We start from the raw sequence: 24,243 nt of genomic DNA, 5'->3' as shown, positions 1-24,243 counted from the left end.
CTCTCCTTTAATAACCTAGCGTTTTCGCTTTTTCTACAACTTCTTCGATCCGTCCAACACTACGGAAGGCTTCTTCAGGAAGATCATCGTACTTCCCGTCAAGGATTCCTTTAAAGCCATTGATCGTTTCTTGAACCGGAACATAAGACCCTGGTTGGCCCGTAAATTGTTCCGCTACGTGGAAGTTTTGCGATAAGAAAAATTGGATTCTACGTGCACGCGCAACCAAGACTTTTTCGTCTTCAGATAGCTCATCCATCCCTAAAATAGCGATGATATCTTGCAATTCCCGGTAACGTTGCAAGGTGTGTTGCACTTCAGTTGCAATATGATAATGCTCTTCACCAACGATTTCCGGTGCTAATGCACTAGAAGAAGACGCTAATGGATCAACTGCGGGATAAATCCCTTGTTCTGTCAACTTACGTTCTAAGTTCGTTGTCGCATCTAAATGGGCGAAAGCTGTTGCCGGAGCCGGGTCAGTATAGTCATCGGCAGGTACATAGATTGCTTGGATCGATGTGATCGATCCTTTTTTCGTCGATGTGATCCGTTCTTGCAATTGACCCATTTCTGTAGCCAATGTTGGCTGATACCCTACTGCTGAAGGCATACGACCTAATAATGCTGATACTTCAGAACCTGCTTGAGTAAAGCGGAAAATATTGTCGATAAACAACAACACATCTTGTCCTTCAACATCGCGGAAATACTCGGCAATCGTTAAGCCTGTTAAGGCAACACGCATCCGTGCACCAGGCGGTTCATTCATTTGACCAAATACCATGGCTGTTTTTTCGATAACACCTGAGTCTTTCATTTCATAATATAAGTCATTTCCTTCACGTGTTCGTTCGCCTACCCCCGTGAAGACGGAAATCCCACCATGCTCTTGTGCGATATTGTGAATCAACTCTTGAATCAAGACCGTTTTTCCTACACCGGCTCCACCGAATAATCCAACTTTCCCACCTTTAAGATAAGGCGCTAGTAAATCGATTACCTTGATCCCAGTTTCTAAGATCTCAGTACTTGTACTCAATTCATCAAAATTAGGCGCTTTTTTGTGGATTCCACTACGCGGTGCATCTTTAGGAAAAGGAGTTTCTAAATCGATTGTATCTCCCAATACGTTGAATACACGACCTAGCGTTTCCGTTCCTACAGGTACAGAAATCGATTCGCCCATATCGACAACTTCCATCCCACGTTGCAATCCATCTGTTGATTCCATTGCAATCGCACGAATAATTCCATCGCCTAATTCTAATGCTGCTTCTAAAACGACTTTTGTTTTATTCGCATCATTTTTATAAACAACCAATGCATTGTTGATATCTGGTAGTGAGTGATCTAATGAAAACTCTACGTCAACAACTGGTCCGATAACTTGAACAATTTTGCCTGAACTCATTTATTCTCCTCCATTCACTCAAAAATCATTCGAGCGCAGCTGCACCACCAACAATTTCGGTAATTTCTTGTGTAATGGCACCTTGACGTGCTCGATTGTATGAGATCGTTAAATCATCAATAATATTTTTCGCATTATCTGTAGCAGTTTTCATCGCAGTCATCCCAGCAGCATGTTCTGCTGTTTTCGCATCCACGATGGCACCATAGATTAGGCTTTCTGCATATTGTGGCAATAGTTGCGCCAAGATCTCTTCACGTGACGGTTCAAAAATATACTCTTGTTCGTACGTTTTCGCTTCACTAGGATCAAGATCGACGATCGGCAACATTTTTTCCACCCGAAATTGGCTCGTCAACGAATTAATATGATGGTTATAACATACATATAACTCATCAAATACGCCACTTTGATACATCGATGTCGCCGTATTAACGATTTTTCGAACTTCTTCAAAACTTGGCTGATCAGATAGATTACGCAGTTCATAAGCTAATGTAATGCCTCGTGTCTTGAAAAAGTCAGCACCTGTAGCCCCGATAGAGATCATAACGTACTCATCTGGTGATGTATGATCTTCATTGATCATCGTCAGCATTTGCTTTAATATCGAACTATTGTAGCCACCTACTAATCCGCCATCTGAAGTGATCACGATATACCCAGTCTTTTTTACTGGACGGCTGATTAGCATACTGCCGTAATTGATGCCCACAGAAGAAGCAGGAACAGTTGCTAAGTCAGTCAACTGTTGTGCTGCTAAGTGGGTTACGATCTCTCTTACTTTTGATGCATAGATTTGAAATTTTCTCGAATGCGCTTCTGACTTGGTTAACTTCGCCGCAGAGACCATTTGCATCGCATTGGTAATTTGGCTCGTTTTTTTCGTTGAAGCGATTCGTTGTTTAATTTCATTTAAAGACGCACCCATCCTTATTCACCTCTTCTTTGCTTGTTACGCTTTCGTTAATGATGCAAGGAATAATTCTTTGCAGCCATTGATTGCTTGATCAAGAATTTTTTCTTCAGGTAAATCTTTTGTAGTGCGAATCGTTTCAAAGATTTCTGGTGCATTATTTTGAATGTAGTCAAACAATTGCGATTCAAAATGTAAGATTTCTTCCACCGGAATACTATCGATAAATCCGTGCGTTAAGGCATATAAGATCACTACTTGTTTTTCAACTGGTAACGGCTCATGTAATTTTTGTTTTAAAATTTCGACAGTACGTCGTCCACGATTTAATTTTGCTTGTGTCGCTGCATCCAAGTCAGAACCAAATTGTGTAAATGCTTCTAATTCACGATAACTCGCTAGGTCTAGACGCAAAGTACCGGCTACTTTTTTCATGGCCTTAATTTGAGCTGAACCGCCTACACGAGATACAGAAAGTCCAGCAGCTACTGCAGGACGGATCCCTGAATAGAATAAATCACTTTCTAAAAAGATCTGACCATCTGTAATCGAGATGACGTTCGTTGGGATATAAGCTGAGATATCACCAGCTTGCGTTTCAACAAACGGCAAGGCCGTCATCGACCCACCACCAAGTTCGTCACTCAATTTTGCAGCACGTTCTAATAAACGAGAATGCAAGTAGAACACATCGCCTGGATAAGCCTCACGACCTGGAGGCCGTCTTAATAGTAAAGACAATTCACGGTATGCGACCGCTTGTTTAGATAAATCATCATATACGATCAACACATGCTTGCCATTATACATAAATTCTTCACCCATTGCAGCTCCTGCATATGGTGCGATGTAGAGCATTGGTGCTGGTTGTGAAGCTCCGGCTGATACAACGATTGTATAATCTAATGCGCCGTAACGTCGCAACGTTTCAACTTGTGCACGCACCGTTGAATCTTTTTGTCCGATAGCTACATAGATACAAATCATATCTTGACCTTTTTGATTGATGATCGTATCGATCGCAATCGAGGTTTTCCCAGTTTTACGGTCACCAATAACGAGTTCACGTTGGCCACGACCAATCGGTACTAACGCATCGATTGCTTTTAATCCAGTTTGCATCGGTTCATCTACAGATTTACGTTGCATAACACCAGGAGCTGCCGCCTCAACTGGACGTGTACGCGTAGTTTTAATATCGCCTAAACCGTCAATTGGTTGTCCTAATGAATTGACAACACGACCAATCAAAGCGTCTCCTACTGGTACTTCCATGATTTTTCCAGTACGTTTTACTTTATCGCCTTCTCGAATCGATTCGAAATCACCTAAAATGATAATTCCGACATCATTTGACTCTAAATTTTGTGCCATACCAAATGAACCATTCGCAAACTCTAGTAATTCACCGCTCATCGCATTTTCCAATCCATGCGCACGTGCGATTCCATCTCCGACATACGTTACCGTTCCTACTTCTTCAACGGAAAGTTCATGATGATAATTTTTGATTTGTTCTTTAATCAAGGCACTAATTTCTTCTGCTTTAATCGACATTTAGTTCACCTCTCATCAATTATCTACTCTGATAATCTCATTCGTAATTCTTCTAAGCGACTCTTTACACTACCGTCCACAACTTGATGATTGGCTTCAACCACAACACCACCAATAATCGATGGATCAAGTTTTTCTGTAAGTTGAGCCTTTTGATATCCTAATAAAGGCGCAACTTGCGCTTCGATCGCGGATTTTTGTTGGGCTGTCAATTCAACGGCGGTTGTGACTGTACCAATAATCAATCCTTGTTTATCGTCAAAGCGTCGTTCATATTCTTTGATAATCAATAAGAGATCATCCATCCGGTTGTATTCAAATACAACCGCTAAAAAGTTTTGGATCAATGGATCAAATGAGGGTGTCAATGCACTTAAAATGGCTTGTTTCTCAGTCATTTCTAAACGGACATCACTTAAAATCTCTCCAAGATCAGTAACTTCAGTGAACACTTGACGCAGTACGAGTAATTGTTCATAAACCGCTTGTTCTTGATGCACTTCTGTCGCCAATTCAAAAAGTGCCTTAGCATAGCGTTTACCAACCGTAGCTTTATCGAGTTTCATTTGTAGATCCTAATGTATCAATGTATGTTTCAATCAATGCTTCATGCGTATCTTTAGTAAGTTCTTTGCGTAAGATTTGTTCAGCAATTTGCAATGAAATCGCTGCGACATCCTCTTTAACGGCTTGATACGCTGCATCTTTTTCAATGGCGATATCCGATTGCGCTTTTGTTTTCAAACGAGATGCTTCGTCTTTTGCATCTTCTACAATCGTTTGGCGAGTCATCTCTCCATTGTCTTTTGCTTGTTGAATGATCGTCGCTGCTTCAGCACGAGAGTTCAACAACTGAGCTTCCCGTTCTTGTTCTAGAGCAGCGGCTTTTAGTCTTGATTGTTCTGCAGAGTCGATATCATTTGCGATTTTGTCTTCACGTTGTTTCAACATTTCACTTACTGAACCCCAAGCAAAGTGTTTTAGCAACAAGAGCAAAATCAACATCGCGCCACTTACGACAATAATATTGCCCCAAGTCGTGTTTTGGACTTCTGCTACTACCAATTGATTAAGCATCGCGCAACTTCCTTTCGTCGTTTCTCGTTTTAGTTTAGGCTATTTTTTATTGACCAAAAACTAAAATAAAGGCAATTACGACCCCTAAAATCGGCACCGCTTCAACTAAACCAACTCCGATAAACATTGTTGAACGCAATTGACCTGACATTTCTGGTTGACGTGCCATTGATTCGATTGTTTTTGAAATTACCATCCCATTACCTACTCCAGCTCCGATAGCTGCTCCAATAATGATTAAACCCGCTGCGATAAAATTCATGTGTATTTCCTCCTAAGTGTGTTTTAATGTTCTGCTTCGATTTTGTGACTGAGATAAACCATTGATAGTGTAACAAAAACATAAGCTTGGATTGCTCCAATAAATAATGAAAAGGCGATCCAGATCATTTCTAATGGTAATGCGATCGGTAACGACCACCATCCTAAGCTAATGAACATATTCGCAAGCAAGCCTAATAGCACTTCTCCTGCGAAAATATTCCCATATAACCGTAGACCCAAGGTAATAATATTGGTAAATTCTTCGATCAATTTGATTGGCAGCAAGAATCCAACCGGTTTTAAATACGAATTTACTAGATATCCCTTAAATCCAAATTGCTTCACTCCAAAGAAATGCGTCATCGCGATCACCATTAACGCTAGCGTCAATGTAACTGCAGGATTAGCAGTTGGTGATTTCCATAACGTGAGTTCATTTCTTAAAATGATCCGTGTCACTAGTCCAATCTCGTTGGCTACAAATACAAATAAAAACAACGTAACCGCGACTAAGTGATACGATTTCACTTCTTTGCTTGGCAAATTATCTGCCACGACTTTACGAACAAAATCAATGACCCATTCAATAAAGTTTTGTTTACCAGTAGGCTTCAATTTCAAGTTCCTTGTGCAGACGAACACAATCAAAAAGACAATTAAACACGACAATAATGTCATCAATAGCACAGTCCCATCAAACCAAATCGGCCCAATATGAAACAATAGAGATTGTTCTTCCAAAACAGCTCACCTCTTTTCAACCAAAACCCCAAAAATGGTTTTGTGATTTTTCAATCATTCTAAACAACAACGGTATCATACCACCACTAATGCAAAAATTCAAAGTGTTTTCTTCATTTTTTCAAACAAAATCGTGAATTTGAAAAAAAACAAGCTTCATTACATTTGTAAGCGACATCATACCGTTTTTGTCATACTTGCTTATGTCTAATGCTATCAGAATCGACAGTAAATTCAAAGCAAGTTTTATTGATTTTCGTCAATTTTTTTAATAATTTTTCAACGCTCGACTAATTTGACGATCTTGGTCTTTGCGTTTTAATGTTTCGCGTTTATCATACTCGCGTTTTCCTTTGGCAATCCCAATCAAAACTTTCGCATACCCGTCTTTGATATAGACTTTTAAAGGGACTACGGTGATTCCGGCATTTTTGGTTTCACCAAACAACTTTTGGATTTGTTTTTTATGCAAAAGCAATTTTCGAGTACGTAAAGGATCATGGTTGAATAAATTCCCTTGTTCATAAGGACTGATATGCACGTTGTACAAAAAGGCTTCCCCATTTCGTACACGTACAAATCCATCTTTTAAATTGATTCGACTATTGCGAATCGATTTGATCTCGGTTCCTTGCAAGACGATACCCGCTTCCATCGTATCTAAAATGCTATAATCATGCCGTGCTTTTTTATTTTGAGCAATTAAACGGCCTTCTCCTTTTGGCATAGAGCTACTCCTTTACTTTTTTTTAGGACCTTTCTTTTTCTTTACACCTTTATAAAACGGTTTTTTCTTTCCTTTTTTCGACATTTTCTTTTCTTTAAATCCATTTTTTCCTCCCGCGCGTTGCACCTTTTCTTTAACCGCAGAAGAAGCTTTTCTCTTTTGACGTGATCCACTCTCAATCGGCAACGTTTCGACTTCCTCTGAAGAAAGGAGTTCAAAATCAATCTCACGCGTTTCTGGGTCAGATTTGGTTACGCGGATCAAGACTTTTTGACCGATTTTAAACGTTCGACCTGTGCGTTCACCAACTAAAGCGAGATGTGTTTCCACAAAATGATAATAATCATCTTTTAAAGCATTGATATGGATCAATCCTTCAACTGTATTCGGTAATTCAACAAAGAATCCAAATTTAACGACGGAGCCAATAATTCCTTCAAATTCTTCGCCAACATGATCTGCCATAAATTCAGCTTTCTTCAACGCATCGACTTCACGTTCTGTTTCGACTGCTCGACGTTCCATTTGTGAACTGTGTAAAGCAATGTCTGGTAATTGTTCTTCCCATTTTTTTTGCGTTTTTTCGCTGCGATCTGCTAGATACGTGCGGATCAAACGATGTACGATCAAATCAGGATAACGACGGATCGGAGAAGTAAAATGTGTATAATAATCCGCAGCTAAGCCGTAATGTCCTAGATTTTCTTCTGCGTATTTTGCTTGTTGCATGCTTCTTAACAATACTGTACTGATAACTGGTGCTTCTGGGCGCCCTTCAACTTCTTTTAAAACAGTCTGTAATGCTTTTGGCGTAATCGATCCATTTGTTTGTTTCACTAAAATTCCTAGCGCTGCTGCAAAATCAAAGAACCGTTTTAGTTTTTCTTCTTTTGGATCTTCATGGATTCGATAAATAAATGGCAACTGCTGAGTAGCAAAATGTTTTGCGACCGTTTCATTCGCAGCCAACATAAAAGATTCGATCATTTTTTCACCGACACCACGTGTACGCACACGAATGTCTAAAGGATGTCCATTTTCATCTACAACAACTTGAGCCTCACGATCTTCAAACGAAACCGCTCCTCTATTTTGGCGCATCGTATCCAATAACGCATGTAAATCTGCCATCTCTTCAAACATTGGAACTAGTTTTTCATAGCGCTGACGTGTTTCTTGATCTTGTTCTTCAATGATTTGATTGATTGCCGTATAAGTCATGCGTTCTGTTGTTTGAATGATGCTTGGGAAAATATCGTATTTTATAATCGAACCTTGTGCATCGATTTCCATTTCACAACTCATCGCTAAACGTGGCACACGAGGATTTAGCGAACAAATCCCATTAGATAAGCGTTGTGGTAACATCGGAATCACACGATCGGTCAAGTAGACACTTGTTCCACGCTCAAATGCTTCACGATCTAGTGGCGATTGTTCCGTCACATAATAAGATACATCGGCAATATGAACTCCTAAAAAATAATGCCCGTTCGCCAATTTTTTGACAGTGACCGCATCGTCCAAGTCTTTTGCATCTTCCCCATCAATTGTGACTAACAATTGATCTCTTAAGTCTCGACGATCTTTAAAATCATTAGGATCAATCGTATCACTCACTGCATCAGCTTGCGCGATCACATCATCTGGAAATGCCATTGGGATCCCATGTGCTGCGATTACAGATACAATATCCATTCCTGGATCATTTTTATGACCTAGTGTTTGAATCACAAGTCCTTCTGCACTTTTGGCATATCCTTTTTCAGGATAATGTGTCAAAGTTACTTTCACGATAGCACCATCTACCGGTCGGATCCCTTCTGCGGATACAAATACTTTGACACCATTAATCTTTTTATCTTTGGGCGTCACGTAACCATAGAGATCGGTATCTTTGATTTCTGCTTCGTCAAATAAATGAAATTCGCCTACCACTTCTTGAGCCGCGCGCTCACGAATCTCGACAACTTTGCCTTCTGCTCCCTTGTCACTACCTGGTTGCGCTACCTTTGTGATATCGATCGCCACTATGTCGCCATCCATCGCATATCCCGTTGCTTCTTGCGGAATGTATACATCTGCTTCATCCTCTGAGATACTCACAAAACCAAAACCACGTTCGTTGCCACAAAATGTCCCTTCCACTAAAAAGAGCGGTTGTGGCAATTGGATATTGCCTTTTTTATTAAGCATAATCGATCCTTCACGCTCCATTACAGCGATCGTTTGCACTAGTGTTTTAAATTCTGCACTTTTTTCTAAACCTAACCCTTTTGCTAGAGCTTCCATCGTGATACTTTTTTTCTCTTGTTGCGTAAGATACGCTAAAATATTTTCTTTAATTGTTTGTTTCATACTACTCCTCATTCCAAGAAAGTGTTTGTAAAAATGCCACCACATCTTGTTCAAACTGCTTTCTTTCTGGTCCTACCGTAACAACATGTCCGCTGTTTGGGTACCAGTTTAATGTAAATTTTTTATCTTTGACCTGTTGAATCGTATTGAATACTGATTCAGCAGGAATCATTTCATCTTGCGCTGCTTGGACAAATAAAATCGGCTGCGTAATCTTTGCTAATTCATCATACGTCATTTGACTATGTTCTTGAATTCCAGCTAATTGTGTAGCTACCTTTTTAGGTACCGTTTCTAGTTCACGTGCCTTTTCATCTGGACTTAAGTCAGTAAATGTATCTAATACCATATTTGCATACCATAAAAAGCTAGTTGGGACATTTGTTTCCACTGGTGTGATCGGCGAACAAAATGAGCCTCCCCCAATGATTTGTGGAATCTGTTGTTCTAATAATCGCATGGCATACATACCGCCCAATGATAACCCAAAGACGGCGATTTGATCATACCCTTTATCCACTAGTAACGTAACAGCAGCTTTTGCTTCTTCAAACCATTGATTAGGACTGGCAGCTAAAATATCATGTGGATCGACCGTTCCATGTCCTGTAAACATCGGTGTGTATACGGTATAGTGTTCTTGTTCTAATTTACGGGCAAGCATTCGGACATCATTTGGACTTCCTGAATAGGCATGAAACAAGATGACCGCTTTCTTACTTTGCTCGCTAAATATTGGCTTCGGTGTAACAAATTTCTTCTTCACTTTTATTAAACTCCTTTAACTTCCTAAATCTAGAAAAAAAACCTCCCATTTCTGAGAGGCAAAGTTACTATTTTGATGATAAAAATGACAAAAGAAATAGTAAGATAATCCATACAGCTCCTAAGATGGCTGTTGAACGTTGCATCACGGCTTCAAATCCGCGGGCCTTTTGTTTCCCAAACAGTTGGTCAGCACCACCTGTAAAGGCACTTGCTGCGCTATTTTGTTTACTTGGTTGCATCATAATTGTAATCACGATAACGAATGATAAAATAATGACTACCGCTAAAAGAAAATCATACATGTAAAACTTGCCTCCTCTTCAATCAAAAGTCTCTCAAAGTTACTCTATCATACTTAAGGCCAAGTTTCCACTAATATCAAATGAAAGTTTTATCTTTTCCAAACATCTTGATACTTTTCATCTTTTTCGAATTTCGCTTTCACATACGGGCAAATCGGTACGATCTTAATACCTTCACTACGGGCAAGGTCGACTGCGCGGTCGACTAATTGAGCTGCTAATCCTTTTCCTTGATGTGCTGTGTCTACACCAGTATGGTTGATGACCATGGCACCATCCTCTTTAGCCCAAGTAATTTCACCGATTTCTTGTTTTCCTTCAACAATAACGATGCGATTTGCTTCATTTACAAATTCCATTTACTTTTCCTCCTTGACGTTCACTATTGTTGCTATTGCCATTGATAACCAAGCTCTTCTAGTACAGAAAGTCTGACTAGGTGCGAATACACCTCACACGTGACAATGGCTGTTCGTTCATTAAATTTAATAATAATTCCTGTAATTTCTTCACCTTGAATATTGTTGCATGCTACTGTATCTCCAATTCCAATCATCATAAAGTCCGCCCCCAACATAATGTTTGTTTCTTATACATTATAGTAGTACGTCTGCTTTTTTTTTGAAAGTATAACGCTAGTCATGAAATGAATTTCTCAAAATTTCATCAAAAAAAAGCGCTAAACCTTGTCAAAACAAGATCTAGCGCTCCAATTCACATTATATTAATGCTTATTTGTTTTTTAAGTTGTAGAAAGCTTGTAAGCCTTTGTACTCAGCAACTTCACCTAATTGGTCTTCGATACGTAATAATTGGTTGTATTTTGCAATACGGTCAGTACGTGATAAAGAACCAGTTTTGATTTGGCCAGCGTTTGTTGCAACAGCGATATCAGAGATTGTAGAATCTTCTGTTTCACCAGAACGGTGAGATACTACTGCAGTGTATCCAGCTTCTTTAGCCATTTCGATTGCTTCAAACGTTTCAGTTAATGTACCGATTTGGTTCACTTTGATTAAGATTGAGTTCCCAATTCCTTGAGCAATCCCTTTAGATAAGATTTCAGTGTTTGTAACGAATAAATCGTCACCCACTAATTGAACTTTGTCGCCTAAACGTTCAGTTAATAGTTTCCATCCATCCCAGTCATTTTCATCCATACCGTCTTCGATAGTGATGATTGGGTATTTGTTAACTAATTCTTCTAGGTAATCTACTTGCTCAGCAGCAGTACGTTTCGCACCAGTTTCACCTTCGAATTTAGCATAGTTGTATACGCCGTCTTCGTAGAATTCTGAAGATGCACAGTCAAATCCTAGGTATACATCTTTACCTGGTTCTAAACCAGCAGCTTTGATTGCAGCTAAGATTGTTTCTACGCCGTCTTCTGTTCCTTCAAAACGTGGAGCAAATCCACCTTCATCACCTACAGAAGTTTCTAAACCACGGTCGTGTAAGATTGCTTTTAATGCGTGGAATACTTCAGTACCCCAACGTAAAGCTTCTTTGAATGTTGGTGCACCAACTGGTAAGATCATGAACTCTTGGAATGCGATTGGAGCATCTGAGTGAGATCCACCATTGATGATGTTCATCATTGGAGTTGGTAATAATTTAGTGTTGAATCCGCCTAAGTAGTGGTATAAAGGCACTTCTAAGTAATCAGCAGCTGCACGAGCAACAGCGATAGAAACACCAAGAATAGCGTTTGCGCCTAATTTACCTTTGTTTGGAGTACCATCTAAAGCGATCATTGCTTTATCGATAGCCATTTGGTCACGTACATCATAACCAATGATAGCTTCAGCAATCACGTTGTTTACGTTATCTACTGCTTTTGTAACACCTTTTCCACCGTAACGAGCTTTGTCGCCGTCACGTAATTCAACTGCTTCGTGCTCACCAGTTGAAGCTCCTGAAGGAACCATTCCGCGTCCAAAAGCGCCTGATTCAGTGTATACTTCTACTTCGATTGTTGGGTTACCGCGTGAGTCTAAGACTTCGCGTGCGTAAACATCAGTAATAATTGACATGTTTTGTCTCTCCTTTGAGTTGTGTAATTAATAAGGGGATTCCCTTTAATACTCTTCTATTGTAATGAACTTTTGCTCATACTGCAAATAAAAACTGAAAATGAAAGCGAATTATTTCACTGCATCTAATAATGCTAAGAAAGAATCAGCTTGTAAGCTTGCGCCACCGACTAATGCACCGTCAACGTTTTCTTTTGCCATGTATTCCGCAATGTTTTCAGGTTTTACAGAACCGCCGTATTGGATACGTACCGCTTCAGAAACTTCTTTACCATATAATTTTTCAACAGTTTGACGCACAACGCCACAGATTGTATCTGCAATTGTTGCGTCTGCTGATTTACCAGTTCCGATTGCCCAGATTGGTTCGTAAGCGATCACCATTGCGCTAACTTGTTCAGCTGTTAAGCCTTCTAAACCAGCAGTGATTTGCGTTTCGATCCATTCTGCTGTTTGGTTTGCTTCATACGTTTCTAAAGACTCACCACAGCAAAGGATTGGTGTCATGTTGTTTGCAAAAATCGCTTTTGCTTTTTTGTTGATTTCTTGATCTGTTTCGTGGAAATACTCACGACGTTCAGAATGTCCGATAATCACATAATCTACGCCTAGGTCAGCAAGAGCTGCAGGTGAAGTTTCACCAGTGAATGCTCCTTCGTTTTCCCAGTAGCAGTTTTGAGCTGCAATTTTTAATTCTGTTCCTTTAGCTTCAGTCACTAAAGTTTCTAAGAATAATGCAGGTGCTCCGATTACAGAATCCACTGCATCGTTTGATGGAATGGCATTTTTTACCGCTTCAGCAAAAGCTTTTGCTTCAGAAGCTGTTTTGTTCATTTTCCAGTTTCCGGCAATGATTGGTTTACGCATAGATAACTCTCCTTTAATGATCTCGACTTATTTGTCGTTGATTGCTGCTAATCCTGGTAATGTTTTTCCTTCAAGCAATTCTAAACTTGCTCCACCACCTGTAGAGATGTGAGTAAATTTATCTGCAAAACCTAATTGTTCCGCAGCTGCTGCAGAATCACCACCACCGATGATTGTTGTTGCGTCTTTTAATTCCGCAATTGCTTTACATACGCCGATCGTACCTTCAGCAAATTTAGATAATTCAAATACTCCCATTGGTCCGTTCCAGATTACTGTTTTCGCACCTTGTAATTCTTCAGTAAATAATTTCACTGTTTTTGGTCCGATATCTAATCCTTCAAGGTTAGCAGGGATATTTTTTTCGTGAATTTCAATGTGTGCATCATTTGAAAAGTCATCGGCACATACTGTATCGACTGGTAAGATGATTTTTCCATTTGCTTTTTCTAATAAAGATTTCGCAAGATCCACTTTGTCTAATTCACAAATAGACATTCCAACTTCGTATCCTAAAGCTTTGTAGAATGTATACGTCATTCCACCACCGATTAAAATTTTATCTGCAGTGTCAATTAAGTTTTCGATTACGCCAATTTTATCAGAAACTTTCGCTCCACCTAAAATCGCAACCATTGGATGTTCTGGATGTTCCACAACGCCACCAACAAAATTGATTTCTTTTTCCATTACGAAACCTGCAGCAGTTGGAATACCTGTAGAAGCAATTCCGACGTTTGATGCGTGCGCACGGTGAGCAGTACCGAATGCATCGTTGACAAATACATCACCTAAAGAAGCCCAATATTTTCCTAATTCAGGATCATTTTTGCTTTCTTTTTTGCCATCGATATCTTCAAAGCGAGTGTTTTCAAATAATAACACATCGCCGTCTTTTAAATCATTGATCGCTGCTTCTAATTTTTCACCGCGAGTTTGATCTACAAAAGTAACATCTTTGCCTAATAATTCAGATAAACGAGTCGCCACTGGAGCTAAAGATTTACCTTCTTTATCTTCTTCAGTTTTTACGCGTCCTAAATGAGAGAATAAAATCGCTTTTCCACCATGATCAATCACATATTGGATTGTTGGTAATGCTGCTTTGATACGAGTATCGTCAGTGATTTGACCGTCTTTTAACGGCACGTTGAAGTCAACACGTACTAAAACCTTTTTATCTTTCAACTCTAAATCTTGAACTGTCATTTTTGCCATTGAAATTGCCTCCTAGCGCATAATAGTTAACGGATAAATTCCTAAAAAAAAGCGGAGAAGCGCGTCGCTTCCCCGCTTATAACTTGCAAATTAGAATCTACTAAGAAGTGAATCTTATAAATTAGCGAAGTATTCTAAAGTACGTACTAATTGTGCAGTGTATGACATTTCGTTATCGTACCAAGCAACAGTTTTCACTAATTGTTGATCACCAACAGTCATTACACGAGTTTGAGTTGCATCAAATAATGAACCATAAGTAATACCTACGATATCAGAAGATACGATTTCATCAGTTGTGTAACCAAAAGATTCAGTCGCAGCTTTTTCCATAGCAGCATTTACTTCGTCAACTGTAACTTTTTTGTCAAGTACAGTAACTAATTCAGTTAATGAACCAGTCGCAACTGGTACACGTTGAGCAGCTCCATCTAATTTTCCGTTCAATTCTGGGATTACTAAGCCGATTGCTTTAGCAGCACCAGTTGAGTTAGGAACGATGTTTGCAGCAGCAGCGCGTGCACGACGGAAGTCACCTTTAGGATGAGGTCCATCAAGAGTCATTTGGTCACCTGTGTAAGCATGGATAGTTGTCATTAATCCTTCAACAACACCAAAATCGTCGTTTAACGCTTTAGCCATAGGTGCTAAACAGTTAGTTGTACAAGAAGCACCAGAGATAACTGTTTCTTTACCTGTTAAAGTTTCGTGGTTTACGTTGTAAACGATTGTTGGTACATCGTCTCCACCAGGAGCAGAGATAACAACACGTTTTGCACCAGCTTTTAAGTGTAATTCAGCTTTTTCTTTAGAAGTAAAGAAACCAGTACATTCTAAAACGATGTCTACACCTAGTTCGCCCCAAGGTAATTCTTCAGGGTTGCGGTTAGCTAAGATTTTTACTTCTTTTCCGTTTACGTTGAAAGAATCTTCGTGAACTTCAACTGTTCCGTTGAAACGTCCTTGAGTTGTATCGTATTTTAACAAGTGAGCTAACATTTTAGCATCTGTTAAGTCATTGATTGCAACTACTTCGATTCCTGAAACCTCTTGGATACGACGGAATGCTAAGCGTCCGATACGTCCAAATCCATTAATACCTACTTTAACTGTCATTTAAGATTTCCTCCTTATGAAAATCATAAAAAATTTATTTTAAAGGGTTACCCCTTTTAAAATCTCATTTGCCGCAGCCTCATCAGTAATGAGCCACGTTTGCTTTGGTGCATTTTTCATGTACGCATGAATGGCTTTTGCTTTATCTTTACCACCTGCGATCGCAAATACGTAAGGAATATTTTGAATGTCTTTTAACTGCAATCCAATTCTAGGAATCTTATGAATAATTTCGCCTTTTTCATTAAAAAAGTAACCAAATGATTCTGCGACTGCATTATGTTGTTTGAGCATCAAAATTTCACTTTCAGACATTTTTCTTCGTGCCGCCATGTGAAGGGCACGTCCAATTCCATGAATGACGCAATTTGCTTGATTGATCAGATTCAACACTTCTTTAATAGAAGGTTCTTGCAACAAGGTTTCATACGCTAATGAACTCAACTGTTCTGGGACAAATAACGACCGGTATTCTCCTTGCGAACGAATCGCCATTACTGCACTCACTGAGTTGGCTTGAACATTAACTGTTTCACCAATCCCGCCTCGTGCTGGTACGAAAATATTATGTCGTTTTTCAGTTTCCAATTTGCCTATTTCTTCGGCAACAGTAGCCATTGTTGTACCACCCATTACAGCGATGATATTTTGACCGTCTGGCAATCGAGTCAGCAAACTTTCATTTACCATCTCACCAAATGAACTGATCACTTTAGTTTGTTGATTTGAGTCTCCTTTGGCAATCAAACATTTCTCAATTCCTAGATACTTCGCTAGCTGTAATTCAACTTGCTTCGTTTCAAATAATTGATCCATGATCGTTCCCATTTCAAGATAAACCAAATCCCCTTTGTTTGTCAACATCATGCCACTTTTTGAACTTTCGACTAAACCAATCTGCTTTAAAAAATCGGTCTCTGTTCTAAGCACACGCTCTGTCAAACCAAGTTGGTCTGATAAATTTCTTCTTCCTACAGGTTGCATCCAATAAATCTGTTGAAGAATACGATACCGTTCTTGCAGTACGGTCAAAATATCAGGAATAATCCCCTCTAACAATTTTAATTCGTCTTGCATTTTTCTCGATCCTTCCATTGGACGTTTAATGTCCAACATAGACTTATTACGACCCATTAAGGTTAAAAAAAATATCAATGTAAGAATTTCAATGCTTCCTACAAAAAATATGATAGCACGATTTTTCTCCTCGTGCAACTTAAAACTCCCTTTCGAAGCGAAAAAAAACAGCGTGTACCCTAAAAAGGTAGCACACGCTTTAAGAAAAACGTTTTCGCTGTTTTGAAGTCGGAATCGCTAGTGCTTCACGATATTTCGTGACGGTTCGTCTTGAGATTGTAAAGCCAACTTTACTTAATAAATCTGCTAATTTCTGGTCAGATAATGGTTTGGTCTTGTCTTCATGAGTAATCATCTGTTTCAAATGTTCTTTTACTTGAGTTGTTGCAATCTCTTCTCCAGAGGCAGTCAAGACTCTGGTGGTGAAAAAATGTTTTAATTCATAGGTACCAAATGGAGTCGCTATGTATTTTTTGTTAACCGCTCGACTAATAGTCGATTCATGCAACTCTAAGACTTCTGCAACTTCACGCATAGTTAAAGGATTTAAAGGATGAGCATCTTTTAAAAAGAAATCAGCTTGGCGTTGGATGATCAACTCACCGATTCGTAAAATCGTTTGTTCCCGATGGTCTAATGTTTGCTTTAGCCAATCAAAGGTCTGGCGACTTTGTTTTAAAAATTGTGAAATTTCTTGGTTGTTCACCTGATTCAATTCTTCATAATAAGCCTGATTGAACTTTAAAGGAGGTTGCATCGAACGCAAGCTAGAAAGCGTCAATTCATTATTCTCAATTGTCACTTCTAGATCTGGAATGATCATCAGTCCTTCTTCACGTTCAAAAGCTGCACCAGGTTTTGGCGTTAATGTTTGAACATAATCAAAAACTTGTTGAATCTCTGTGATGTCGCAAGGTATTGTTGCCGCGATTTCCTCCCACTTTCGTTCAACAAAGGACATAAAATAAGTTTCTAAAATCAAGTAAGCTAGATTAGGTGCTTGACGATCTCTTTCTGTTTGCAGCATGAGACATTCTTGCAAATTTTGAGCACCGACCCCTGGTGGATCTAATTGTTGTAAAAGTGTCAATGCATCTAGCCATTCTACATAGGATTCTTGATGCTCTGTAGCGATTTGTGATAAAGAGGTAACCAACCAACCATTCGAATCGATATATTCTAATAATCGCAAGATACGTTTTCTTATTGGTGTATCACGGTAATTCAAATGGACTTGTCCTACTAAGAAATCAAACAAAGATTGTTTTGTATCTTGTAACTGACCGAAATTGACTTCATATGTATTAGCCGTGTGCGTTTGACTTAATCCTGAAAAATACCGATCGTTTAAAGCAATCAATGGGTTTTCTAGCGTTTTTTGGTTGATAAATTCAAACAATTCTTCGCTTGAATAATTCAATATTTGCAACGATTGTTGTAACTGTTGTGTAAGGGCTAACTTTTGGGTTTGTTTTTGTTGCTGTGATAACTGTTGCTCAAATTTCATCTAACTCCCCCTTGTTTTTTTAAAAATTTCCGGTATACTTAATGAGTATTTGCATCCTTAGTGTAGTGGATATCACGCAAGATTCCGGTTCTTGAGACAGGGGTTCGATTCCCTTAGGATGCGTTGGCATGTTCAAAATGAACATGCTTTTTTTGTTGGCTAAATTAAAGCGCCACCATCTCTTGTTGTAGTATAGCATATCTAATCAAAAATATTCTGTACAAAAATAGATTAAATAAAACGTGCATGAAATCCTAAGATCTCATGCACGTTTTATTATTCTTCGTTCTCTTCGTATTCATCATCGAATTCGTCTTCTTCGTCATCATCGATAATCGTTAAGTCTTCTTCAATATTTTCTGGAACAACTTCTTCATCATCAGAGTTATCTGCGCCAATTTCTTGTAAGTCAGAATTGTATGCTGAGATTTCTTCATCATCTTCATCTTCATCTTCAAATAAATCGTCATCGTCTTCATCTTCAGATAGATCAGTATCTTCTGGATCATCATCGTTGTAGTCAATTGCATCTTCATCATCATTGATAAAGGCATTTACTTTTTTACGTTTACGTTTTCTTGGTGTATCTTCATCATCTTCATCTAAGCCATGATTGATCTCTTCATCGATTGAGTCGATTGCATACCAAGAGCGTAATCCCCAACGATTATCACCTAATGAAATAAAACTTCCATCAATATTCAAATCCGTATAAAATTGAGCCAAAGCATCACGAATTTCACCATCAGATTTTCCAAGGTAGGTTTGGATTTGATTGACTAAATCAGAAAAATCCATCACATCTCCACGTTGTTCTAAAATCGCATGCGCCACTTCAATCATGGACAATTCGCTTCTATCCAGGCCTTCAAATACATTAATTTCCAATCGGGACACGTCCTTTCACAGTCTACTCCTAATCATACAAAAATGTCGCCGAAAAAGCAATTTTTTCTTTCAAATTCTTAAAATTTATGCTGTGAAAGATAACTTCATCTGATACTCGCCGGCTTTTTGATCTGCTAAATATAAATCATATGTCAACGCAATCTCACCTGCATTCGGACGATCTTTTAGGCTAACGTGCATATCGTGCGTAAAAGTACTAAAAAACATCATGCCATAAGGAGTTTTATAATGGCTTTCGACAGTTTGTTTATACTCGAATTTCAATCTTAAACGCATCTCACTTGCTCGTATTAGTTGTAAGCTACCATCTGGTAATAATTTGATCGTCACCGGAATTTGCCCTTCTTCGGTCTCTTCTTTATACCGAATGTATAGTGTATCTCCAATTTTAACAAGTTGTCCTGTCAAATCAAATACAAAATTTTGTGTCTCGCCTTCTTGTTGCACAATCGTTTCTAAATGGATCGCGATTGCTTGCCCTTGTTTTTCTGCCACACTTTGACCTCCTTGTGTTTTCTGTTCACATTTTCAACGGTTTTACTCGATTTGTCAACGATTCTTCATTTTAATGGGAAGTTTTCGCAAAAAAAAGCATGAAATCGTTTATAATATAATTAGGAAATTAGAGAAAGGATTTTTTTATGACTGTTTTTTTATTCGATCAGTTGCAACTTACTGATCAAGAAGCATTATTGCCATTTGTGTTTACCGATTGTTTATTAGACACTTTACCAGCTGATGAACAAGTTTTACACTTTTGGCAACTTCAACAATCTTTCATTTTAGGAATGAAAGACACTAAAGTTCCAGAACTTCTAAGTGGCTTAGCTCAATTACGAATGCAAAAATTCACACCGATCGTACGCAATTCAGGCGGTCTAGGTGTAGTGGCTGATCAAGGCGTGCTCAATCTATCTTATATTTTCAAAAAAAATGAAACTGTCCAATCGATCGATGATGCCTACGCACACTGCATGGCCTTCATCCAACAGGCTTTTCCTGAACTTAACATTGAAGCCTATGAAATTACCCAATCATACTGTCCCGGAACTTTCGATCTGAGTGTCAAAGGCAAAAAAATTGCCGGGATGGCCCAAAGAAGAATCAAAGACAATATTGCGGTAATGGTGTATCTTAGTGTCAATGGTGATCAATTTGCGCGCGGGGCGATAGCTAAAGCCTTCTATACTGCTGCGAACATTATACCCGATTCTGGCTATCCGGATATTGAACCGACATGCATGACCACCTTAGCGTCGGTATTAGGGTATGAGATCAGTATCGCTGAAACCAAGGAACGATTGATGAATGCTTTTCAAGCAACTGATGATCCTAAAGTTCAACACGCGCTAAACGAAACATTGCAAAAAAACCCTTTATTTACAAAACGCTTGGCGAATATGATCGAACGAAACGAACAAATAAAGGAGGAATAAGTTTGGCCTATAAACAACAACTGCTCCCAATGGAAAAAGTCTTTCGTGATCCGGTACACAGTTATATTCATGTACAACATCAAGTCATTTTAGATCTGATCAATTCAAGAGAAGTGCAGCGGCTACGTCGAATCCATCAATTGGGAACTGCTTCATTTACCTTTCACGGTGCCGAACACACTCGCTTTTCTCATTCATTAGGCGTCTACGAAATCGCGCGTAATATTTGTGATCTTTTTGAACGAAACTACTCTATCGAAAAAATCGGTCCATCCGGTTGGGACGATCGAGAACGCTTAGTGACGCTTTGCGCAGCCTTATTGCACGATATCGGTCATGGTGCTTATTCTCACACGTTTGAATATTTATTTCAAACCGATCACGAGGTGCAAACTGTAGCGATCTTGACTTCTCCAGAAACTGAAGTCTATCAAATTTTAAATCGCGTTGAAGCAGGATTTCCAGAAAAAGTCGCTAGCGTCATTACGAAAGAATATCCTAATCCTCAAGTAGTCCAAATGATTTCTAGTCAAATCGATGCCGATCGTATGGATTATTTGTTACGTGATGCCTATTATACTGGAACAGAATATGGAACATTTGATCTAAAGCGTATCTTACGTGTGATTCGTCCATATGAGCACGGAATCAGTTTTTCAATGAATGGCATGCATGCCGTTGAAGATTATATCGTCAGTCGCTATCAGATGTATGTCCAAGTGTACTTCCACCCAACGTCTCGCGGTATGGAAGTTGGGTTATCCCATTTATTAGCACGTGCAAAAGAACTATTCTCTACTGAAATCGCCTATTTTGAACGAAGTGCTCCACTTTTAGTTCCATTTTTAAACGAAACGTATCAGTTAGAAGACTATTTGAAACTAGATGATGGCGTATTAAACACTTATTTTATCCATTGGTTAGAAAGCCGCGATCCTATTTTAAGTGATTTAGCTCGTCGTTTTTTAAATCGTAAACCTTTAAAATCAGTCACTTTTTCACCAGAGACTGATCAAACACGAATCACTAGTTTAGTCGAAGCAGTAGAAAAAGTCGGGTTTAACGCGACTTACTATACAGCAATCAATTCAAGTTTTGATTTGCCTTATGATCTTTACCGACCGAATGCAAAAAATTCACGTACACAAATCGAGCTACAAGAAAAAGATGGAACACTAATCGAGTTATCCCATGTCAGTGCGCTAGTGGCAGCACTGGCAGGACAATCACAAGGAGATCATCGCTTTTATTTTCCTCGTGAGATGACTCATGAAGATCATTCAACTTCTTATGATCTCTTTTATGAAACGTATTTGCAATTTCGTGCACATATTGTCAACGGTGCACTTATTTAGAAAGGATGAGACTATGTCAATCAAATTAATCGCCATTGATATCGATGGTACTTTATTAAACGATCAACACCAAGTAACTGAGGAAGTAAAAGCAGCACTCAATGACGCCCAAGCAAGAGGCATTAAAATCGTTTTGTGTACAGGTCGTCCAATCATCGGTGTATTGCCTTTAGTTGAAGAATTAGGGTTAGACAAAGAAGATGATTTTGTGATCAGTTACAACGGTTCGATCATTCAAAATGCACACACCAAAGAAAAAATTTCGTTACATGGTTTAACTCACGAAGATTTTCTGGATATCGAAATGACCGCAAGACGACTAGATGTTCATCTGCATACTGAAACAGAAGAGCATATCTATACAGCAAACCGGGATATCAGTCCTTATACTGTTCACGAAGCATACTTGGTGCAAATGCCGATTCGCTATCGTACGCCTGAAGAAATGACTCCTGATCTATCGATTATCAAAATGATGATGATCGATGATCCCAAAAAACTGGCACAAGTCGAACAAAACCTACCTGCATTTATGCATGAGCGCTTTACAGTAGTGAAAAGCACTCCTTTCTTTTTAGAAATCTTAAATAAAAAAGTTAATAAAGGAGCCGCTGTCCATCAGCTAGCGACTCACTTGCATTTAACTAGTGAAGAAGTTATGGCAATCGGCGATAATGAAAATGATTTAGAGATGATCAAATATGCTGGAACTGGTGTTGCTATGGGAAATGCTACTGAAAATGTTAAAAACCATGCAACCGTAGTCACAAAGACGAACAATGAACACGGTGTAGCCCATGCCATTTATACGTATGCTATCTAAAAAGAGGCTGTGACAGATTTCTGTCACAGCCTCTTTTTTATGATTTCATCCACTTTTGAACAGCCCAGCGATGACTTCCACGTTTCAATAACAACATTGCCTCTTCGGGTGTTGTCCACAAAAGATTATTTGTCGTTTCTGTAGGTTCAGCGACTTTTTCAAATGCATCTACAACATAGAAATAACCTGGATGTTCATAGTACGTATCGCGATGACTAGAGTAAAAGTACTCGATCGCTTCACCAAGATATTCTCCGATTTCGACTTCAAATCCGACTTCTTCTAACATTTCTCTTGCAATCGTTTCGTGATGCGTTTCATTTTGTTCAATTTCTCCACCAGGTAAAAAATAAGCCCCATTTGGTGCCTGAACCAAAATGATTTCTTGTTTTGTTTCTCGCGAAATGACAACATATGCCCCTTTACGTTCTTTGTATACTTTATCTTCTTCTTTTTTTCCAAACACAGGTTGTTTATTCATTCACATTCGCTCCTTTTAAAAGAAGTGTAGCGTGATTTTTCTTTTGACACAAGTCTAAACTAAACAAAGTAATGTATGATTTTTATATGTTATGTTATTATGTATTTATCAATGAAAAGAATGGAGGGATCTTTTTATGAAAATGGCACATACTTGTGTACGCGTAAAAGATTTAGAAGCATCATTAGCATTTTATACGGAAGCTTTCGGCTTTGAAGAAAGCCGTCGTCGTGATTTTCCAGATGCAAAATTCACGTTAGTTTACTTGACTTTACCTGGTGATGACTATGAGTTGGAATTAACCTATAATTATGATCATGAAGCTTATGATTTAGGAAATGGCTATGGTCATATTGCTATCGCTACTGAAGATGTTGCAGCTTTACATGACAAACACAAAGCAGCAGGATTTAATGTAACTGATCTTAAAGGATTACCAGGAACACCCCCATCTTACTATTTTGTAGTAGATCCAGATGGCTATAAAATCGAAGTTGTTCGTACAAAATAACCAACATATCGAGTTGACGCTAAAAAGCGTCAACTTTTTTTAAGGAGTCTTTATGATACGTAAAATCGGAATTGCTGGAAATGAGCGTAAAGCCATCAATCCAGAAGATCAAAATGAATATACTTTTTCTTATACCCCAAAAGAATTTGTCGAAGGTGTCACTAATGCAGGTGGTCTACCTATTATCTTACCTTTAGGAAAACCTGAACAAGCAAAAGCCTATATCGAATTAATCGATGTGCTCCTCCTTGCTGGTGGCCAAGATGTCGATCCAAGTTTATATAATCAGGAACCACACGAAAAACTTGGCGAGCTATTTAAAGAACGTGATGCGTTTGAACTTGCCTTGATCAAAGAAGCTGTTCGTCAAAAAAAACCGATCGCTGGTGTTTGTCGTGGGATGCAATTGTTAAATATCGCATTTGGCGGAACCATGATTCAAGATCTATCACTTGAACCTACTTTGACGTTAGCACATGTGCAATCACCTGTTCCATTGAGTGAAACGACACATGATATCACAATTGAACCAAATAGCTATTTAGCAGAGTTTTTACCAAAAACAGTTGCAGTGAACTCTTATCATCATCAGGCTATAAGTCAAATCGCACCCGATTTTAAAGTAACTGCGCGTGCCACAGATGGTGCGGTAGAAGCAATTGAAGGTGTGATCGAAGACTCTTGTATTTTAGGAGTACAATGGCATCCTGAACAAGGTTTTAAAACCAGTCCAACAGATCAACAGTTTTTTACCTATCTAGTAGAAACATTCAAATAAAAAATACA

The 24,243-nt window shown here is 38.8% G+C and carries 27 protein-coding genes and 1 tRNA gene; 6 read left to right on the top strand and 22 right to left on the bottom strand.

The genetic code is table 11. The annotated features are described in order from the left end of the window. Positions 1 to 7: 7 nt before the first annotated feature. The 19 genes from atpD to rpoN all read right to left on the bottom strand — a co-directional run bounded on the left by atpD (position 8) and on the right by rpoN (position 17,942). Entirely contained in the window at positions 8 to 1,414 is a 1,407-nt protein-coding gene (gene atpD / locus ACWOEC_RS02095; RefSeq protein ID WP_297075817.1) for a F0F1 ATP synthase subunit beta, read from the bottom strand. A 25-nt stretch (positions 1,415 to 1,439) separates the two neighbouring features. Next, positions 1,440 to 2,345, bottom strand: coding sequence for a F0F1 ATP synthase subunit gamma (locus ACWOEC_RS02090; RefSeq protein ID WP_297075816.1), 906 nt, complete (start codon positions 2,343 to 2,345; stop codon positions 1,440 to 1,442). 24 nt (positions 2,346 to 2,369) lie between these two features. Continuing rightward, positions 2,370 to 3,887 carry a F0F1 ATP synthase subunit alpha gene (gene atpA / locus ACWOEC_RS02085; protein WP_455305596.1) on the bottom strand — a complete coding sequence of 506 codons (1,518 nt, stop codon included), beginning with the start codon at positions 3,885 to 3,887 and terminating at the stop codon, positions 2,370 to 2,372. A gap of 23 nt (positions 3,888 to 3,910) precedes the next feature. Further along, positions 3,911 to 4,453, bottom strand: a complete 543-nt coding sequence (locus ACWOEC_RS02080; RefSeq protein WP_297075812.1) for a F0F1 ATP synthase subunit delta — start codon at positions 4,451 to 4,453, stop codon at positions 3,911 to 3,913. Next, positions 4,440 to 4,964 (bottom strand): F0F1 ATP synthase subunit B, encoded by a 525-nt coding sequence (atpF, locus tag ACWOEC_RS02075; protein ID WP_455305595.1) that lies wholly within the window; start codon positions 4,962 to 4,964, stop codon positions 4,440 to 4,442. The genes ACWOEC_RS02080 and atpF overlap by 14 nt, the downstream gene beginning before the upstream one ends. Before the next feature lie 46 nt (positions 4,965 to 5,010). Continuing rightward, positions 5,011 to 5,226, bottom strand: a complete 216-nt coding sequence (gene atpE / locus ACWOEC_RS02070; RefSeq protein WP_016185790.1) for an ATP synthase F0 subunit C — start codon at positions 5,224 to 5,226, stop codon at positions 5,011 to 5,013. Between the two features lie 23 nt (positions 5,227 to 5,249). Continuing rightward, the gene (atpB, locus tag ACWOEC_RS02065) at positions 5,250 to 5,969 is read right to left on the bottom strand and encodes a F0F1 ATP synthase subunit A (protein ID WP_455305594.1); all 720 of its coding nucleotides are present in this window, start codon (positions 5,967 to 5,969) and stop codon (positions 5,250 to 5,252) included. A gap of 268 nt (positions 5,970 to 6,237) precedes the next feature. After that, positions 6,238 to 6,696 (bottom strand): SsrA-binding protein SmpB, encoded by a 459-nt coding sequence (gene smpB, locus ACWOEC_RS02060; RefSeq protein ID WP_297075803.1) that lies wholly within the window; start codon positions 6,694 to 6,696, stop codon positions 6,238 to 6,240. A 12-nt stretch (positions 6,697 to 6,708) separates the two neighbouring features. After that, positions 6,709 to 9,054: a ribonuclease R gene (gene rnr, locus ACWOEC_RS02055; RefSeq protein WP_455305593.1), complete on the bottom strand. Its 2,346-nt coding sequence runs from the start codon at positions 9,052 to 9,054 to the stop codon at positions 6,709 to 6,711. 1 nt (position 9,055) lies between these two features. Then, positions 9,056 to 9,820: an alpha/beta hydrolase gene (locus ACWOEC_RS02050; protein WP_455305592.1), complete on the bottom strand. Its 765-nt coding sequence runs from the start codon at positions 9,818 to 9,820 to the stop codon at positions 9,056 to 9,058. 67 nt (positions 9,821 to 9,887) lie between these two features. Beyond that, the gene (secG, locus tag ACWOEC_RS02045) at positions 9,888 to 10,124 is read right to left on the bottom strand and encodes a preprotein translocase subunit SecG (protein ID WP_016185795.1); all 237 of its coding nucleotides are present in this window, start codon (positions 10,122 to 10,124) and stop codon (positions 9,888 to 9,890) included. An 89-nt stretch (positions 10,125 to 10,213) separates the two neighbouring features. Then, positions 10,214 to 10,483: a GNAT family N-acetyltransferase gene (locus ACWOEC_RS02040; protein WP_455305591.1), complete on the bottom strand. Its 270-nt coding sequence runs from the start codon at positions 10,481 to 10,483 to the stop codon at positions 10,214 to 10,216. Between the two features lie 32 nt (positions 10,484 to 10,515). Further along, positions 10,516 to 10,698: a hypothetical protein gene (locus ACWOEC_RS02035; RefSeq protein ID WP_455305590.1), complete on the bottom strand. Its 183-nt coding sequence runs from the start codon at positions 10,696 to 10,698 to the stop codon at positions 10,516 to 10,518. Between the two features lie 157 nt (positions 10,699 to 10,855). Then, positions 10,856 to 12,157: a surface-displayed alpha-enolase gene (eno, locus tag ACWOEC_RS02030; RefSeq protein ID WP_297075783.1), complete on the bottom strand. Its 1,302-nt coding sequence runs from the start codon at positions 12,155 to 12,157 to the stop codon at positions 10,856 to 10,858. Between the two features lie 111 nt (positions 12,158 to 12,268). After that, positions 12,269 to 13,024: a triose-phosphate isomerase gene (gene tpiA / locus ACWOEC_RS02025; RefSeq protein ID WP_297075781.1), complete on the bottom strand. Its 756-nt coding sequence runs from the start codon at positions 13,022 to 13,024 to the stop codon at positions 12,269 to 12,271. A gap of 27 nt (positions 13,025 to 13,051) precedes the next feature. Continuing rightward, positions 13,052 to 14,242, bottom strand: a complete 1,191-nt coding sequence (locus ACWOEC_RS02020; RefSeq protein WP_297075778.1) for a phosphoglycerate kinase — start codon at positions 14,240 to 14,242, stop codon at positions 13,052 to 13,054. Between the two features lie 114 nt (positions 14,243 to 14,356). Beyond that, positions 14,357 to 15,358 (bottom strand): type I glyceraldehyde-3-phosphate dehydrogenase, encoded by a 1,002-nt coding sequence (gene gap / locus ACWOEC_RS02015; RefSeq protein ID WP_297075776.1) that lies wholly within the window; start codon positions 15,356 to 15,358, stop codon positions 14,357 to 14,359. A 39-nt stretch (positions 15,359 to 15,397) separates the two neighbouring features. Continuing rightward, positions 15,398 to 16,492 (bottom strand): sugar-binding transcriptional regulator, encoded by a 1,095-nt coding sequence (locus ACWOEC_RS02010; protein ID WP_455305589.1) that lies wholly within the window; start codon positions 16,490 to 16,492, stop codon positions 15,398 to 15,400. Between the two features lie 142 nt (positions 16,493 to 16,634). Continuing rightward, positions 16,635 to 17,942, bottom strand: coding sequence for an RNA polymerase factor sigma-54 (gene rpoN, locus ACWOEC_RS02005; RefSeq protein WP_455305588.1), 1,308 nt, complete (start codon positions 17,940 to 17,942; stop codon positions 16,635 to 16,637). A 51-nt stretch (positions 17,943 to 17,993) separates the two neighbouring features. On the opposite strand from rpoN, the gene ACWOEC_RS02000 reads away from it, so the two are divergent. After that, positions 17,994 to 18,065: transfer RNA gene (locus tag ACWOEC_RS02000), tRNA-Arg, on the top strand. Positions 18,066 to 18,218: 153 nt separating this feature from the next. Here ACWOEC_RS02000 and rpoE read toward each other — a convergent pair. Continuing rightward, a complete protein-coding gene (gene rpoE, locus ACWOEC_RS01995; RefSeq protein WP_297077142.1) occupies positions 18,219 to 18,830 on the bottom strand; it encodes a DNA-directed RNA polymerase subunit delta in 612 nt (203 codons plus the stop codon). A gap of 84 nt (positions 18,831 to 18,914) precedes the next feature. Continuing rightward, complete coding sequence (locus ACWOEC_RS01990; protein WP_455305587.1) at positions 18,915 to 19,346, bottom strand: DUF1934 domain-containing protein; 432 nt, start codon at positions 19,344 to 19,346, stop codon at positions 18,915 to 18,917. 146 nt (positions 19,347 to 19,492) lie between these two features. Between ACWOEC_RS01990 and ACWOEC_RS01985 the strand changes: the two genes are divergently transcribed. From ACWOEC_RS01985 to yidA, 3 genes are read left to right on the top strand one after another with little or no spacing between them, the layout of a single operon-like run. Continuing rightward, positions 19,493 to 20,287 (top strand): lipoate--protein ligase family protein, encoded by a 795-nt coding sequence (locus ACWOEC_RS01985; RefSeq protein ID WP_455305586.1) that lies wholly within the window; start codon positions 19,493 to 19,495, stop codon positions 20,285 to 20,287. 29 nt (positions 20,288 to 20,316) lie between these two features. Further along, the gene (locus ACWOEC_RS01980; protein ID WP_455305641.1) at positions 20,317 to 21,642 is read left to right on the top strand and encodes an HD domain-containing protein; all 1,326 of its coding nucleotides are present in this window, start codon (positions 20,317 to 20,319) and stop codon (positions 21,640 to 21,642) included. Between the two features lie 13 nt (positions 21,643 to 21,655). Beyond that, the gene (gene yidA / locus ACWOEC_RS01975; RefSeq protein ID WP_455305585.1) at positions 21,656 to 22,465 is read left to right on the top strand and encodes a sugar-phosphatase; all 810 of its coding nucleotides are present in this window, start codon (positions 21,656 to 21,658) and stop codon (positions 22,463 to 22,465) included. 37 nt (positions 22,466 to 22,502) lie between these two features. Here the strand turns inward: yidA and ACWOEC_RS01970 are convergent, their stop codons facing one another. After that, on the bottom strand, positions 22,503 to 22,946 hold the full coding sequence (locus ACWOEC_RS01970) for an NUDIX hydrolase (RefSeq protein WP_455305584.1): 444 nt from the start codon (positions 22,944 to 22,946) through the stop codon (positions 22,503 to 22,505). Positions 22,947 to 23,082: 136 nt separating this feature from the next. On the opposite strand from ACWOEC_RS01970, the gene gloA reads away from it, so the two are divergent. Both gloA and ACWOEC_RS01960 read left to right on the top strand, forming a co-directional pair. After that, entirely contained in the window at positions 23,083 to 23,457 is a 375-nt protein-coding gene (gloA, locus tag ACWOEC_RS01965) for a lactoylglutathione lyase (protein WP_297077132.1), read from the top strand. Positions 23,458 to 23,509: 52 nt separating this feature from the next. Next, the gene (locus tag ACWOEC_RS01960; protein WP_297077130.1) at positions 23,510 to 24,235 is read left to right on the top strand and encodes a gamma-glutamyl-gamma-aminobutyrate hydrolase family protein; all 726 of its coding nucleotides are present in this window, start codon (positions 23,510 to 23,512) and stop codon (positions 24,233 to 24,235) included. Positions 24,236 to 24,243: the final 8 nt, after the last annotated feature.

This window comes from Enterococcus bulliens (assembly GCF_053761865.1).
This window is presented reverse-complemented; position numbering and strand designations above follow the sequence as displayed.